The organism is Streptomyces sp. NPDC059832, assembly GCF_042731715.1.
GTDB lineage: Bacteria > Actinomycetota > Actinomycetes > Streptomycetales > Streptomycetaceae > Streptomyces.
In genome coordinates, this window is sequence record NZ_JBHWIY010000007.1 from 126374 (window position 1) to 140553 (window position 14180).

12 protein-coding genes and 1 pseudogene are annotated in these 14180 nt (G+C 69.6%); 2 read left to right on the forward strand and 11 right to left on the reverse strand.

Annotation, left to right across the window (positions count from 1 at the left end; all coding sequences use genetic code 11):
- Positions 1-203 precede the first annotated feature (203 nt).
- The 5 genes from ACFV8T_RS14815 to ACFV8T_RS14835 are packed head-to-tail and all read right to left on the reverse strand — an operon-like array spanning position 204 to position 7481.
- Entirely contained in the window at positions 204-3011 is a 2808-nt protein-coding gene (locus ACFV8T_RS14815) for a hypothetical protein (protein WP_385327562.1), read from the reverse strand.
- Positions 3008-4120 (reverse strand): AAA family ATPase, encoded by a 1113-nt coding sequence (locus tag ACFV8T_RS14820; protein ID WP_385327563.1) that lies wholly within the window; start codon positions 4118-4120, stop codon positions 3008-3010. Before ACFV8T_RS14820 ends, ACFV8T_RS14815 begins: the two co-directional genes overlap by 4 nt.
- Before the next feature lie 30 nt (positions 4121-4150).
- Positions 4151-5593 (reverse strand): VWA domain-containing protein, encoded by a 1443-nt coding sequence (locus ACFV8T_RS14825; RefSeq protein ID WP_385327565.1) that lies wholly within the window; start codon positions 5591-5593, stop codon positions 4151-4153.
- Positions 5590-7008 carry a hypothetical protein gene (locus ACFV8T_RS14830; protein ID WP_385327566.1) on the reverse strand — a complete coding sequence of 473 codons (1419 nt, stop codon included), beginning with the start codon at positions 7006-7008 and terminating at the stop codon, positions 5590-5592. The genes ACFV8T_RS14825 and ACFV8T_RS14830 overlap by 4 nt, the downstream gene beginning before the upstream one ends.
- Positions 6978-7481 carry a hypothetical protein gene (locus ACFV8T_RS14835; protein ID WP_266424308.1) on the reverse strand — a complete coding sequence of 168 codons (504 nt, stop codon included), beginning with the start codon at positions 7479-7481 and terminating at the stop codon, positions 6978-6980. Before ACFV8T_RS14835 ends, ACFV8T_RS14830 begins: the two co-directional genes overlap by 31 nt.
- 815 nt (positions 7482-8296) lie before the next feature.
- Between ACFV8T_RS14835 and ACFV8T_RS14840 the strand changes: the two genes are divergently transcribed.
- Positions 8297-9781, forward strand: coding sequence for an FG-GAP-like repeat-containing protein (locus ACFV8T_RS14840; RefSeq protein WP_385327567.1), 1485 nt, complete (start codon positions 8297-8299; stop codon positions 9779-9781).
- Between the two features lie 112 nt (positions 9782-9893).
- On the opposite strand, the gene ACFV8T_RS14845 is transcribed toward ACFV8T_RS14840, so the two are convergent.
- The 6 genes and pseudogenes from ACFV8T_RS14845 to ACFV8T_RS14870 all read right to left on the reverse strand — a co-directional run bounded on the left by ACFV8T_RS14845 (position 9894) and on the right by ACFV8T_RS14870 (position 13558).
- On the reverse strand, positions 9894-10127 hold the full coding sequence (locus tag ACFV8T_RS14845; protein ID WP_266424303.1) for a hypothetical protein: 234 nt from the start codon (positions 10125-10127) through the stop codon (positions 9894-9896).
- Between the two features lie 8 nt (positions 10128-10135).
- A complete protein-coding gene (locus tag ACFV8T_RS14850) occupies positions 10136-10813 on the reverse strand; it encodes a TNT domain-containing protein (RefSeq protein WP_385327569.1) in 678 nt (225 codons plus the stop codon).
- 57 nt (positions 10814-10870) lie between these two features.
- A pseudogene (locus ACFV8T_RS14855) lies at positions 10871-11300 on the reverse strand (ankyrin repeat domain-containing protein).
- Between the two features lie 61 nt (positions 11301-11361).
- Complete coding sequence (locus ACFV8T_RS14860; RefSeq protein WP_385327571.1) at positions 11362-11787, reverse strand: trypsin-like serine protease; 426 nt, start codon at positions 11785-11787, stop codon at positions 11362-11364.
- Positions 11788-12025: 238 nt separating this feature from the next.
- Complete coding sequence (locus ACFV8T_RS14865; RefSeq protein WP_385327572.1) at positions 12026-12595, reverse strand: DJ-1/PfpI/YhbO family deglycase/protease; 570 nt, start codon at positions 12593-12595, stop codon at positions 12026-12028.
- 54 nt (positions 12596-12649) lie between these two features.
- Positions 12650-13558, reverse strand: a complete 909-nt coding sequence (locus ACFV8T_RS14870) for a VOC family protein (protein WP_385327574.1) — start codon at positions 13556-13558, stop codon at positions 12650-12652.
- Positions 13559-13868: 310 nt separating this feature from the next.
- Between ACFV8T_RS14870 and ACFV8T_RS14875 the strand changes: the two genes are divergently transcribed.
- On the forward strand, positions 13869-14042 hold the full coding sequence (locus tag ACFV8T_RS14875; RefSeq protein ID WP_385327576.1) for a CsbD family protein: 174 nt from the start codon (positions 13869-13871) through the stop codon (positions 14040-14042).
- The last annotated feature ends 138 nt before the right edge of the window (positions 14043-14180 follow it).

Consider the following 14180-nt stretch of genomic DNA (forward strand, 5'->3'; position numbering starts at 1 on the left):
GCCGCACCGTCGCCGTTGATGGGCATCCCGCCCCGCTGTGTTGAGCAGTCGATGCGCTCGTTCCGGAGCGAGGTGAATCAACCACCCGGCCCGGTGCGGCGAGGAGGGGCACCGAGCCGGCATGCATCGGTCGGCTCGGTGCAACACATGACCCCGGCGGCCGCCGTCGACGGCTCCGCTGCGTGGACTTGCGCCCTCCGAGGTCATGCGCCGGCCAGCAGCGCCTCCAGTGCGACGGCCGTATCCGGATGGCGACCGGTCAGTGCCACACCTGCCGGGCCGGAGTCCGCCGTCTCCCATGTCCCCTCGCAACCCAGCAGACTCGCCACCGCGTCGCACGTCGCCGGGTGTGCGGCGAGCAGCGTGCAGCCGTGGCCGCCTTCCGCGTGGCGTATCGGATGCGCGGCTTCCGTCTCCGGCTGGGCCCGCCACGGTGGCACCCACGCGTCCAGCGCCGCGAGCCGGCCGGGGAAGGTCCGCCCGGCCTCGCGGATCAGCAGGGGGGCCAGCTCCGCGCCGCCCGATCGCAGAGTGGTGATCAGGGTCGGCAGCCACGGCAGGAGCACCGGGTCCGGCAGCCGTCCGAACGCGTTCGACACCGCCTCCACCACGAAGTCGGTGAGGCCCGGGACGGGATCCAGCGCGTACAGGAAGCCACTGAGGTAGCGCGGATAGGCGGGCACGACCAAGGGATTGCTCAGCAGCTCGTCGCACCTCGCCCGAAGGTCCTCGCGGGAGAGACGTCCGAGCTGCACCTGGGCCGCCCACAGCAGCGCCGTCTTCGACGACTCCTCCGGGTGCGACTGGACCACTGCCAGTTCCAGTTGGGTCCGGTCGCACCCCAGCGACAACGCGAGGCTCTCCATGCTGAACAGGAAACCCAGCATGGCGGCCACTTGGCGGACGGTGGCGTCGTCGTCGGTGAACGCCGTCGGCAGCAGGGTGCAGTAGTGGGCGTATCCGGCTTTGACGAAGGACTCGATCCAGGGCGGCAGCACCGGCTCGCTGGTGCGGTAGTACGCCAGCAGTCTCCGCACCCGGCGCAGTACCTCCGGTGCGCCGTCGACGCTGCGTTCGGCCGACAGCACCTCCAGGGCGTGTGTGCCCAGCTCCTCCGCGAGGCGGCGGCTGCGCAGGTACAGCGTCGCGTCCTCGACGGCTTCCAGGACCGTCGCCGCGGTGGCGCGCCGGTCGTACGCCGTACGGCGCAGGCGCTGCTCCAGCACCTGCTCGATGCTGACGCCCTCGTAGCCGAGCTCGATGAGCGCACGCTGGTAGGTGCCGAGCGCGAGGTCCCACGACTCCTGGATCGGCCGTTCCCCCAGCTTCCGCTCGCCCATGATCGGCCGGGCGGCACCCTGCGGCATCAGGTAGCGCAGCATCCACAACACGTCGGAGCACCGCTCCAGTTCCGGCTGGGACGCGATGTCCAGCAACGCCCGTTGCACACCCCCCTGCTGGAGCTTCAGCCCAAGGGGTGCTAGCCGGTCGTGCACGTCGCGGGCCAGGGGTGGCAGCGCGTCGTAGCCGACCTGGCCGACCCGGTCGCCGCCCATCATGATCTCCACGAGGCGCCGCACATCGCGCCGGCCGGGCACGGTGTCCTTCTCGATGCAGGTGACGGCCGCGTCCTGGAAGTCGTACGGCGTGGGCCTGGCCCGGTCGCGCATTCCGGCCAACAGGATCGACGTCTCGAACACCGCGATGGCGTCGGCGGTGGAGGCGAGGTATCCGTTGCGGCGCGCGGCGCGCACGATCTCCACCGACCAGCCGAGCAGTTCGGCCTCGTCCAGCCGGTCCAGGGCGGGCGGTTGCCGCAGGAAACCGGTCAGCTTGTCCGAGGGCGGGAGATCCGGTACGGGATCCACCGCGGCTGCGGCTGCGACCTTCCTGGCCCGCGATTTCTTCGTGCCCGCCTGTCCCGCCAGGCGGTACGGCTCCGCGCGCGTGCGTCTGACGTTCTTCGCCCACACGGTGGCGGCGATCGACACCGAGCCTGCGGCGAGGCCGAATTGCGCCTCGATCGCCGCATGGCTGGACGGAATCAGGCCGTGCTGCCACGTGGTGGCGCTGGGCGGGCTGATCTCGAAGGTGTCCGTGCCGTGCACGCCGAACTCCGGCACGCGGCTGGCCGCGTGGAAGGCGCCGCAGACATAGAGGCAGTCCGCGGGATCGGCACCGGTTGCGGCCAGGTGCTCGCGCATCCTGGTCCACATATGGCGTTCGCGGTCCTCGTCCACACGGACCCGGTGGGGGTCGCCCGGAGCGAGTCGCCGGAAGAGGCTTCCGATCAGAAGCATGACCTGGCGGTAGGTGTCGTGGTCGCTGTCGCCGAGCGGCAGTTCGACGTACTGGTGCCACCATTCCGACCAGTGCCGCACCTTGCCGTGGCGCAGCAGGTGTTCCTCCAGCTCGGCGAAGCGCGGTCGCAGATCTCCGATCTCCACGCCGACGGCGTCGCCGTGCAGCGCGGCCTCCTCCTCGACGGGAGGTGCGTCCGGGTCGGCCGGCTCGGCGGTCTCCGTTCCGCGCGCGTCCCACTGGAAGACGTGGTCCGAGGAGCGGTCGACGAGGACCAGTTCGACGCCCGGCGTGTCCAGTGCGTAGGCAATCGCCTGGTACTCGGCGGAGGCCTCGGTGATCGGTGCGACCACCGACAGCGGGGACCACTCGGCCGGGAAGCCGTCGACCTCGGTCGCGAACGACTGGACCGCCACCGGCAGCTTGCAGTTGCGCAGTTCGGTCAGCAGCGGTGCCATGTCCTCGCACAGTTCGAGGTACACGACCTTGGGCTGCTTATCCCTCAGCCGGCGGGCCATCGCAATCGCCGAGGCGGGCGAGTGATGGCAGACGGGGAAGATCTCGAGCGGCTCGCGGACCGCGTGGTCGACGTCGTCGACGATGCCGAGGAGGATGCCCTCCAGGGCGTCGGGCCCGTCGGCGAACGACGCGGCGGCCTCCTGCAGTTGGGCACGCAGTCCTTCGAAGGTCCCCTCGTGGGTACTGCTCATGACAGGGTGGCGATCGCGTCGCGGCCGCCCTCCAGGAACTCCGGCCAGGATCCGCCCTCTTCCTTGCTGCGCGGCTCGACGACGCCGTGCAGGTACTTGTTGAGGATGGCCAGGTCCTCGGGCTCGCGCCGGGCCAGCGACCCGACGAGCGAGGAGGCCAGTGTGCGGGCGGTCAGGGCACGCTCACCGAAGAAGTTGCTGTGCAGCACCGCGTCCTCGAGCACGCCGATCTGCTCCGCGGTGGACAGCGCGGACTCCAGCTTCTCGTCGTCGCTGCCGGCCGCTGCCGCCGAGGCCCGCAGGTCGGCGAAGCTCTGCAGCAGTACATCGAGGAGCGTCGGCGGCACTTCCAGTTCGATCTGGTGACGGCGCAGCAGTTCCTCGGTGCGGAAGCGGACGATCTCCACCTCGCTCTTCTTGTTCGTCACCACCGGGATGCGGACGAAGTTGAAGCGGCGCTTGAGCGCCGAGGACAGGTCGTTGACGCCACGGTCACGACTGTTCGCGGTGGCGATGATCGAGAAGCCGGGCTTGGCGAAGACGATGCTGTCGCTGTCCAGTTCGGGAACCGAGATGTACTTCTCGGACAGGATCGAGATCAGCGCGTCCTGCACGTCGCTGGTGGAGCGGGTGAGTTCCTCGAAACGGCCGATGGCGCCGGATTCCATCGCGGTCATGATCGGCGAGGGGATCATCGATTCCCGCGACTGGCCCTTGGCGATGACCATCGACACGTTCCAGGAGTACTTGATGTGGTCCTCGGTGGTGCCGGCCGTGCCCTGCACGACCAGCGTGGAATTGCGGCAGATCGCGGCGGACAACAGCTCGGCCAGCCAGCTCTTGCCCGTGCCGGGGTCACCTATGAGCAGCAGGCCCCGGTCGGAGGCGAGCGTGACGATGGAACGCTCGACGAAGCTGCGGTCGCCGTACCACTTCTGCGAGATCTCCCGGTCCAGGCCGTCGGAGCGCTCGGAACCCAGGATGAACAGGCGGACCATCTTCGGGGACAGCCGCCAGGAGAAGGGCTTGGGGCCGTCGTCGATGGATTCGAGCCACTCCAGCTCCTCGGCGTACTTGATCTCGGCGGGGGCGCGCAACAGGTCGGACATGACAGGGCCTTTCTAAGCGTCTGAACGTCTCTAGGCGAGGAATGTCTTGAGCTCGTGGACGAGCTTGCGGATGTGGCCGGAGAGCACCGGCGTACCGAGGTCCTTGAAGCGTTCGCGGAACCACGGGTTGACACTGCCGCGGCCGGAGCTGGTGACCGAGCCGACGGGGATGAACTTGGCTCCCGAGCGGTGAATGGCGACCATGCTCTCGAACAGTGGCTCGGTCTGCCATTCATAGAAGTCGGAGATCCACACCACGACGGTGTTGCGTGGCTCGGCGATCTTCGGCTGGGCCAGTGCCATGGCCACCGTGCCGTCGGTGCCGCCCCCGAGGTTGGTGCGCAACAGGGTCTCGAAGGGGTCGTGCACCCACGGCGTGAGGTCGAGGGCCTGGGTGTCGTACGCGATCAGGTGGACGTCGACCTTCGGCAGACCGGCGAAGATCGACGCCAGGATGGTGCAGTTCACCATCGAGTCGACCATCGAGCCCGACTGGTCCACGACGACGATCAGCCGCTGGGGTGTCGTCTTGCGGACCGTGTGCCGGTAGTAGAGACGGTCGACGTAGAGGCGCTCCTCCTCCGGGCTCCAGTTGGTGAGGTTCTTCCAGATCGTGCGGTCGAGGTCGAGGTTCCGGAACACCCGCTTGGGCGGGACGGAACGGTCCAGGGCGCCCACTGTGGCCTTCTCGACCTGGGTGCGCAGTACCTCGGCGACCTCGTCGACGAAGCGGCGGATCAGGTCCTTGGCGTTGGCCAGGGCCACGCCCGAGAGGTTGTTCTTGTCGCGCAGCAGCTGTTCGATCAGCGACATGCTCGGGGTCAGCTGCGCGGCGAGCCGGGGGTCGGCCAGTACCTCGCGCAGGCGCATCCGCTTGACGAGGTCGGCCTCGATCGTGCCGAGTTCCGGGCCGATGGCCGGAACCAGCCGACTGAGGTCGGGGGTCGTGCCGCCACCGCCGCTGCCGGTCGGGCTTGCACCAGGCCCTGCGGTCCGTCCCCGGGCACGGCCACCACGCAGCTCGCCGGGTTTGCAGCCGAGCGCGCGCTCCAGCCAGCCCGCGTCGGACTGCCAGCGCGCCAGCTGTCCGGCGGTGACCGTGCCCGAGCCGGAGGCGAAGACGTTGAGCAGCACCTTCGACACCAGCGCCGCCCGTCGTACTTCGGCGGCCCGGTCGCGTGCGCCGTCGGGCTCGGCGGCGGGTGCCATCAGGCCGTCGAACTCGGCGACCAGCTCCGGGTGGCGCTGCACGATCGAGTCGACGGAGACCTGTGGGTCCAGCAGTGCGGAGGGCAGGCCGATGTCCTCGACGACGGCGAGGCTCGCGGATTCAAGCGCGCCCTGTTCCTCCTGGTCGAAGAGCCGGGCGAGGAGCCGCCAGTACAGCACCTGACGGCGGTTGTCCTGGGGATCCGCCTCCGGGGTCCGCGGGGTCGTGTCCTCGGTGGTTCGTTCCGTCGTGTGCTCCGTCATTTCCGCAACAGCCTCCCCGCACGCTCCCGCAGCACGGTCACGGCGTCGGTGGCGGCCTTCTCGGCCTTGACTCCGGCCTTGTCGGTCGTGCCGCCGGCCCATCCCCCGGCGTGGATCGCGACAGCCTTCTTCCGTACGGTCGTCTCGACGGCCAGGGGCTGGACGCGGTACGTCCCGGCGTCCCAGCGGAGCAGTCCGATGCACGCGCCGGATGCCGCGACGGCCTCGGGGGTGAGCGGTCCGGCGGTCGGAATGCGGTCGGTGTCGACGGCGAGAGGGGCTCCGGCGAGGGTGAACGTCAGTGCGTCGTCGTCGTTGTGGGCGGCGTAGCCCTCCAGGAACACGGGGACGGCGATGCGTGCCGGGTGCCGATCCAGGGGTGCGGTCGCCGCGTCGGTGGCGGTGGGCAGCGCGACGCGAGCGGTGGCGAAGGCGTCGGCGGGCTCGCCCCGGCGTGCGTGCTCGTCGCTCCAGACCAGATCGCCCTCGGCGGTGACCGGCATGTCGGTGAGGTCCATCGAGCGGCCTTCACTGACGGCCGCCAGGAGCGACATGTGCGGGCGGAGCAGTTGCCAGAGCCCTGCTCCGACGACCGTGTCGGGCTTCGGTACCGATATTCCGGCACGCACCAGGCGGGGCGACGCACCGTCCGCGGGCTCGAACACCGCGTGGACCTGGGCCTGTACAGCGGTCGCGTGTTCATGGACGTCGACGCCGAGGGGCAGGAGGCGGCCGGTGGCCTTACCGGTCACCGGCACATCGGCCGCACCGGGCAGCGTCAGCAACAGCGCGCGTGCCCACAGGTCGGCCCAGCGTCGTGCCGGGATCCGTTCCAGGGACGTGCCCGGACAGGACGCGGCAAGTTCGGCGGCGAATCCGTCGAGGAGCGTCGCCAGGCGGCGCAGCGCGGGGTCCGGAAGCATCGCGGAGACGACGGGCGCCGCCCCGGAGACCACGTCGTGGTCGATGCCCTGCCACCCGGAGCGCGCCAGATCGGACAGCCAGGAGCGGGCGGCGGCGAGCAGGTTCGCCGCCTGCTGGCCGGTGGGCGACGGGACGGTCTCCTCGCTGCGGGGTCGGCCGGTCGCCTCCTCGATGCGGGTCATCAGTGCGTCGTGGACGGAACCGAGGAGCGCGGTGCGTGCGGCGGCGAGGGCGACGAAGTGGTCCTCGCTCGCGGCTCCGCCCGCCGCCTTCTCCGCCGCCTCGGCGACCCTGGCGGCGAGCGGGGTCCCGGCGACCGCGTGGGCGAGTCCGGTCAGCCCGGCGGTCTGGGCGGGTTGCGGACGGAGCAGGCCGGCGACGAGCGCCCGGTCGAAGGCGTCGACAGCCGTGAGGGCTTCATCGAGTCCGGTGATGGTCTCCGGGAGCAGGTCGGTGCGCATCATGCCACCGCCCTGGTCGGCGGGAACCACTGCATCTCCGGCAACGGTGCGGTGGTCGGGGTGAGTTCGAGGTAGGCGAGGTGGCGCAGGAACCGGCTGAAGACGGGTGCGGCGGCCTTGCTGTCGCCCTGCGGCGGACGTGCGTCGCTCATGCCGGCGGTGATGGTGTGCGCGCTCGGCTCCCCGTCAGCGGTCTCGACCTTCAGGTAGCGGGCGACGCGCTCGGCGCCGTACTGCAGCACCGCCTCGTTGACCAGGGCCCGGATGTGATTGCAGAACGACCCCCGCGCGCCGCCGCACGGCCGGTTGTTGTTGGTGCTGCAGGCAAACGTGTAGGTACCGGCGGCGACCGACGACACATAGACCCGGCCGATGTCCGAGCCGCTGGACACCACACCCTGCAGGCGTCCGTCGGCCAGCTCGACGAACGGGACTTTGGCCAGCTTGCGCGGTCGTGCGGGTGCTGTCACCCGTGCCGTGCTCGACCTCTCCCAGTCTGACAACGCACCACTCCTTCGTGCACCAGGGCGACTTCCGCGCCACAACGGCAGGACACGACCGAACGTACCTGCGACCACTGACAACGCCCGGTCGCGGACGCACGACGGTCCTCGCACCTGGCTGCGCATCGGACCCGCGTGAAGCCCGCCGCCCCGACCACGAGCCGTGCTCCGCACGCCCGCTGCGGCTCTCGTCCCGGGACCCTGAGCGCGGGCTGTCGACGGTGCGGCGGGCCCGCTTCGGCGCGGGCCCCGGGGCACGAGGCGCAAAGCGGAGCGCGCCGTGCCCCGGGCAGGTGTCAGAGAGTGCGGGCTGCTCCTCGGGGAACCACGATCCCTCCGCCCGAGGGCAGCGGGTAGAACGGGATGGCGACGAGGTCGTACTGGGGGCACGGCGTCGTGATGCACTGCTTCGGCGAGGGCACACAGACATGTCCGGCAGGCGCCACGACGGCGGCACATGGGGTCGCCCGTGGTACGACCGGGCTTTCTCCGGCGGATGCCGGGCTCGTCATGGCCAGGGGCAGGGCAGTGAGAGCGACCGCCGTGGCGGCACGCAGCAAGTTCTCGATCACAAGCAGCAGAGATAGCCGCACCCCAGCGCGGCGTCGCACCGGCGGAGGGGTCAATCACCCGGTCGGGTCGCGATGTTCACCATCGGAACATACTTCCTATTTCAGAAGAAGGGGCTGTGGCACTTCGCCGGACGCTCGGGACGGTCACGCCGACCCGGCGCTCCGGGTACGTACAACCTTTTGTGTTCCTCGCGTGTCGAGAGGGACGTTTCGTTGCTTGAGTCAGTGAGTCAAGGAGTCCCGTTGCGCAGATCTGTCACGGCTGCTGCCGTGATCACAGCTGTCGTTGCCGCCCCGCTGGTCCCGACAGCGTCTTCCGCCGCAGCCCCCTACAAGGGAGCCAACACCGCAGCCGTCCAGGACGACTTCAACGGCGACGGCTACCGCGACCTGGCCGTCGGTGCTCCGTCCGCGGCCAATGGCAGCGTGGCGGAGGCCGGAGCGGTCGTCATTCTCTACGGTTCGGCCTCTTCGGTCAGTGCCACGCGCCGGACCGTCATCACGCAGGCGACGTCCGGGATCCCGGGCGATCCCGAGGCATCGGACGGCTTCGGCCGTACCGTGGCCAGCGCCGACCTGGACCAGGACGGCTACGCGGACCTGCTGGTGGGTGCCCAGGGCGAGGATGTCGGCGGCAAGGACGCCCGGGGCTCCGTGACCGTCGTGTGGGGCGGCTCCGGTGGGCTGAAGGGCGGCGCGAGCATCTCACCGCCCGCCGGTTACGGGGATGGACGCATGTACTGCGGCTTCGGCATGTCCCTGGCCACCGGGGACATGAACGGTGACGGCGCCCCGGAGGTCTCCATCGGCTCCCGATGCGAAGGGGCCTCGTACACCGGCCCCTTCTCCCGCACCGGAAAGGGCGCCTCCAACTACCGGGAATGGCGCATGGGCGATACCCGCGGCGTGGTGATGGGCGATGTGAATCACGACGGCAGGGCGGAGCGGTTCTGGCTGCCGGGCCCCTCGGACGACGACCTCCGCGGATCGGTCTACATCGACAACGGCCCTCCCGGCGAAAGCGGCCTCGGTGACAAGCCCGTCGAACTCCCCTACGCCGATGGCCATTCCGGCCGTATCGGAGATGTCAACGGCGACGGCTACGGGGACCTCGTCACCGGCATCGCCGATGACGACTCCCTTTCCGGCGGGACGGGCTCGGCGCACCGCGGTGGCGAGATCCAGGTGCTGTACGGCAGCGCGCAGGGCATCACCACCGCCCGGCGCCCGAAGATCTTCCACCAGGACACGGCGGGGGTTCCCGGCGTCGCGGAGAACGCCGACCGGTTCGGCCAGTCGCTCAGCATCGGAGACGTGAACGCCGATGGCTACGCCGACGTTCTCGTCGGCTCCCCCGAGGAGGCGGTCGGCACGCGCAAGTCGGCCGGCACGGCCGTGCTGCTGCGCGGTTCCGCCTCCGGCCTGACCACAGCGAAGGCTGCCGGATACACCCAGGACACCGCGGGCGTGCCGGGCGCCGTCGAGACCGGGGACCAGTTCGGTGCCGCGGTGCACCTTGCCGACCTCAACAAGGACGGCCGGGCCGAGACGATCGTCGGCGTGCCCACCGAGAACAGCGACGGCTGTGTGTGGGTCGCCCGCGGCTCGGCCTCCGGGCCCGTCCTGAGCGGCTCGGTCAACCTGTGCGGCAAGAGCGCCGGAATCACCGTTGGCGACGCCAAGGGCTACTTCGGTGCGGCGCTGACCGGCGTCCACACGGAGAACTGACACCCGTACGTCCGGTCGCGCGCGTGACGCGGCCGGACGTACGCCGGGGGTCGATCAGCAAACGGACGTCGGCCCTCACCTCGCCCGCGGTCTCATCCACTTCGCCGGCTCCTCAGAGGAGAAGGCGTAACAGATGCTCGCAGGCGGCCTGTTCGCTCGGGTGCCGTGCGATGACCTCGTAGGTACCGCGTTCGTACGCACCGGTCTCCCACACCCCGTCGGGTGCCTGCCGCAGGAACAGGAAGTCCGTGGGGGTGGGGACCGGTTCGTGGACGCCCTCGATGCGGTAGTAGCCGTCGGCCACACCTGCCCGGCTCAGCGCCGCGTACAGCTCCCGGCGGTCCACGGCCGAGGCTATGCGCCGGCGGACGTGAGGTAGTCGTGCTCCAGCAACCACTTGACGTTCAGCCGCTGCCCCTGGCCTGGGTCGAGGAAGACCGCGTCCAGCTTGATCTGCTGACCGCCGCCCGGCTGCTCGAACCACGGGGCGATGCTGCCCTGCCACACCCAGAAGGGCTTGGCCACCTTGTAGACGCGGTAGTCGCAAGCGACGGCTGCGTCACGGGTGTTGAGGTTCTGCGGCGGCAGCGCGCGCTCGGCGTACGCGTCACCGGCGGGTGCCAGGTAGCCGCCGAACTCGGAACCGAAGCGGTCCAGACGCTGGCCCGGACGCAGCTTGGTCGGCTCCTTGTCGAGCTGCCCGTTGACCTGACCGAATCCGTCGTTGGGCGGGTACTTCCAGCTGCCCGAGTCGGCGGGGCCTTCCCAGTACTTCTTCAGGAAGGCCTGCGGGGAGAGGTTTCCGGTGCGCTTGTACCCCTTGAGGAGCGGGCCCACGGGTGCCAACCGGGTATTCGGAAGCCACTTGGGACCGAGTCGGGCATCGCCGCGGAACTCACCGGTGCAGGGCTCGTGGCGGACCTTGGACGAAGACGACCGGTCCTCCGGCTTCGCCGAGGCGCTCGCGGCGGGGGCCGCGATGAGCCCGGCGGTGATGCCGAGCACGGCAAGCACGTTGTGCATGCGGTTCATTCAGGTGTCCCCTCGGGTGCTGAAGATCAGTCACGGTAACTGACGAAGAGTAACCATTCATTCACCCACAGCGTCCGCACCGTGCCGCTGAAAACCGGCCATCCTGTCGGGCTCCGCGGTGGCTCCCGCTGCAACGAGGTGGATGACCGCTTCTGGATGGGAGCCGCCGAACGCCCAGTCCAGGGGGGAGCGGCCCGGTGCGGTGATCTTCATTGAGGTTCGGATCGGCACCGTGCGCCCGCAGTTCGAGCGCCGCCGCGATGTGCCCCCAGCACGCGGCCGCGCACAAGGGCGTGCCTTCCGAACCGGGTCCGCCGCTCCCGGCTTCTCCGTTCACGGATGCCAGATACAACGGGGTGACGCCCCCGCTGTCCGCTCGCTCCGAGGCGGCCCCGGCCCGCAGCAGCGCCTGCACACGGGTGCCATCGCCCATGAGGACTGCTGCGCCGAGGTACCGGGAGAGCTTCTTGCGCCGTCGCTGGTTCATGAGCGCCGGGATCGACGACCGGGTGCGCGGCGGGGACAGCCCTGTCCCTCCGTGAACCGGGTCACACGACTAGCCCGGCGGCGATGGCGCTGACCCGGGTGAAGACGGAGACCGGGTACTGGTCGTCGCAGTACTTGTTGCCCGTGGAGGCCACACCGATCACCTTCCCGCCGGCGACCAGTGGGCCACCGGAGTCGCCGCGGCAGACGCTGCCGTGGGTCCCGGCGGCCGGGATCCCGCACGCCTTGAGCGCGGCGGACTCGCCCGGGTCGGTGAAGGGCGCACAACCCTTGAGCGGCGCCAGGGTCAGTGTGGCCGATTTCAGCCGCTTTCCGGGGGTGTCGGTTGCGGTCTTGCCCCAGCCCACCTGGGACTTCGGCGACGCCGATCTCCGCCTCTTGGCCCCCCCCCTCGTCTGTATCAGCCTTATCGACGAGGCTCGCCGGCTGGCACGGGCGAGTGGCCCGTGCACTTTTACGGCACACACGTGCAGGCCGGGAGGTCCGCGACCAGCTCTTGAGCCTTCACGAGTCGCCCGAGCGCGGCTTCTTCTGGGCCTCCGGCACGATCGAGGAGCTCGCGGAGCAGTGCGCCGGCTGGTTCGAGAGCGTTGGCGGGGAGCTGCCCGCGGTTCGGAGCGAGGTGGGAGAGCAGCTACGGGGTACGCGCCATGGCATGTACGAGTCCTCCAGCCGGAAGCCGCGTAGCGGCAGGGCCGGTCACGTTCAGTGAGTGTCTACGGCGAGCGCTGCATCGATCTCTTGGAGGAACGGCTCCAGATCACCTGGGTTGCGCGAGGTGATGAGCGTCCAGCCGCAGGAGTCATCCTTGACGACCGGCTCGTCGGCCCATTCGCCACCGGCATTGCCGATGTCTGTCCTCAGCGAGGGATAGGAGGTGAGCCTCTTACCTTCGGTGACACCCGCCTCGACCAAGGCCCAAGGTCCGTGGCAGATGGCCGCTACGGGGCGCCCGGACGACGTGAAGGAGCGGACGATCTCCGTCGCCGAATTCTGCAGACGCAGTGCATCGGCGTTCAATGTGCCACCCGGCACGAGCAGGAGGTCGTAATCGGCCGGGTCAACGTCGCTCAGAGTGAGTTCGGGTCGGATGGTTTTTCCGGGAGCTTTGTCGCTGACCAGGGTCTGAACGTCGTCAGCCGACACAGCAGCGACGTCCACATCGGCGCCCCAGCCCCGCAGGTGTTCGAGGGGCACCAGCAGTTCGTCCTGCTCGACGCCGTAGTTCGTGACGATGGCCAGCACCTTCCGCATGCTCACGTCGTTGTCAGACATTCCCAGGTCCTTTCGGGTTGGAACGGTCCGTCGTGGTTCCCCGAATCTTTGCGCTTATGCGGCCTCGCCAGGCCTCTCGGCTCGCGGGGACCGATCCGAATCTGCGCCGGGCCGGAGCCCAAACGCCGCGCTGATGACCACGGAGCCGCGCGGAGACTCGACACCGAAGACCGCGCCGTGCGGGTCGTGCAACAGGGCCGTGCGGTGATCACCCGCTACGACCCGGCCGATGGTTCCGCCACCGTGCTGGGAGGCCGCCTCCGCTGCCGCGTCAGCATTCGGTACGGGGAAGTAGACGTTCCAGCGCGGACTCGTCCGCTCGCCGCTCAGCGCCGTACCGGCCGGTACGATCCGGGCTGCCACGTTTCCGACGTCCCGGAGCGCGACGCCGCCATGCTCGTAGCGGACCTCGCAGCAACCGTGCCGGGCGCAGGCCCACTCAAGCACCTCGCCGTAGAAGATGGCGGCCTCGAACATGTCTCCCGCGCGCAGTTCCAGTCGCCACGGCCGGTGTGCGCGCCAGGACTCCCAGTCGGCGATCAGCTGCCCTTCCCAGATTCCGAAACGATTGCCCTCACGGTCGGCAGCCAGCACCCCGCGACCGAGGGGAAGGCGAACCGGACCCACTGCGATGGTGCCGGTGCGTTCCACGATGCGGGCAGCGGCCTCGTCGGCGTTTGTGACACAGAAGTAGGGTGTCCAGTCCAGGGCCACCTGCAAGGCCGGTGTTGTGCACCCCAGGCTCGCGGTGGGCACGCCCGTCCCGAGCGCCATCCTGAAGTCCTCACCCAGGGAGGTGCGCCGGAACTCCCACCCGAGTACGGCGCCGTAGAAGTCTTCGGCGGCTCGGGGGTCCGGCGTGGCGAGGCTTGCCCAGCAAGGGGCACCGACAGTGCATCCGGCCAGTTCCGTGACCTCTGCCGGTGGTCTGTGTGACCGGGGCGGGCTGGGCGTGGAAACCATGGCGAACCTTACGAGGCGGACACGACCCCTTTGTCAGCATGCATGTTCGGCCCTCCGGCGGCGAGCGGACAGCGGCAGCTGAAGCGGGAAGCCACTGTGCTGTTCCTCCGCCCATGCGCTGAGCAGGCACAAGAGACCTCGGAGAGAACGCTGCGTGTACTCCGTGCCGAGGCCGGACGCGGCCGGCACTCCTGCTCCGACGCCGTCTCCCGCCAGTTGCTCGTGAGCGCGACACCTCACCGATTGCGGCCTCGGAGCGGTCGACGCAAGGTGGATTACGTCATCCCCCACAGTGAAGGAAAGAATCGTCATGGGTAAGGCAAAGGCCAAGGCCAAGCAGGTCAAGGGCAAGCTGAAGGAAACCGTCGGCAGTGCCACGGACGACAAGGACATGCAGGCTGAGGGCCGCGGCGAGCACATGGCAGGCAAGGCCCAGGAGACCGCGGCGAAGGCGGCTGAGCAGCTGAAGAAGTCCGGACGTTAGTACCTGCATTGTGGGCCGCGTACCCGGGGCGACCGTATCCGGGTTTCACGGCCCCCGAGGCGCGGCCCTGGCCTGGTGCCCGCCGCACGGCCGGCACCAGGCCTCAGGTTTCGTCGTTCGGTGAAAGTTCGCTGAAAT

Coding starts and splice junctions, on each gene's coding strand:
- ACFV8T_RS14815 (WP_385327562.1), bottom strand. CDS start 3,011: ATGAGCAGTACCCACGAGGGGACCTTCGAAGGACTGCGTGCCCAACTG.
- ACFV8T_RS14820 (WP_385327563.1), bottom strand. CDS start 4,120: ATGTCCGACCTGTTGCGCGCCCCCGCCGAGATCAAGTACGCCGAGGAG.
- ACFV8T_RS14825 (WP_385327565.1), bottom strand. CDS start 5,593: ATGACGGAGCACACGACGGAACGAACCACCGAGGACACGACCCCGCGG.
- ACFV8T_RS14850 (WP_385327569.1), bottom strand. CDS start 10,813: ATGAACCGCATGCACAACGTGCTTGCCGTGCTCGGCATCACCGCCGGG.
- ACFV8T_RS14865 (WP_385327572.1), bottom strand. CDS start 12,595: ATGTCTGACAACGACGTGAGCATGCGGAAGGTGCTGGCCATCGTCACG.
- ACFV8T_RS14870 (WP_385327574.1), bottom strand. CDS start 13,558: ATGGTTTCCACGCCCAGCCCGCCCCGGTCACACAGACCACCGGCAGAG.
- ACFV8T_RS14875 (WP_385327576.1), top strand. CDS start 13,869: ATGGGTAAGGCAAAGGCCAAGGCCAAGCAGGTCAAGGGCAAGCTGAAG.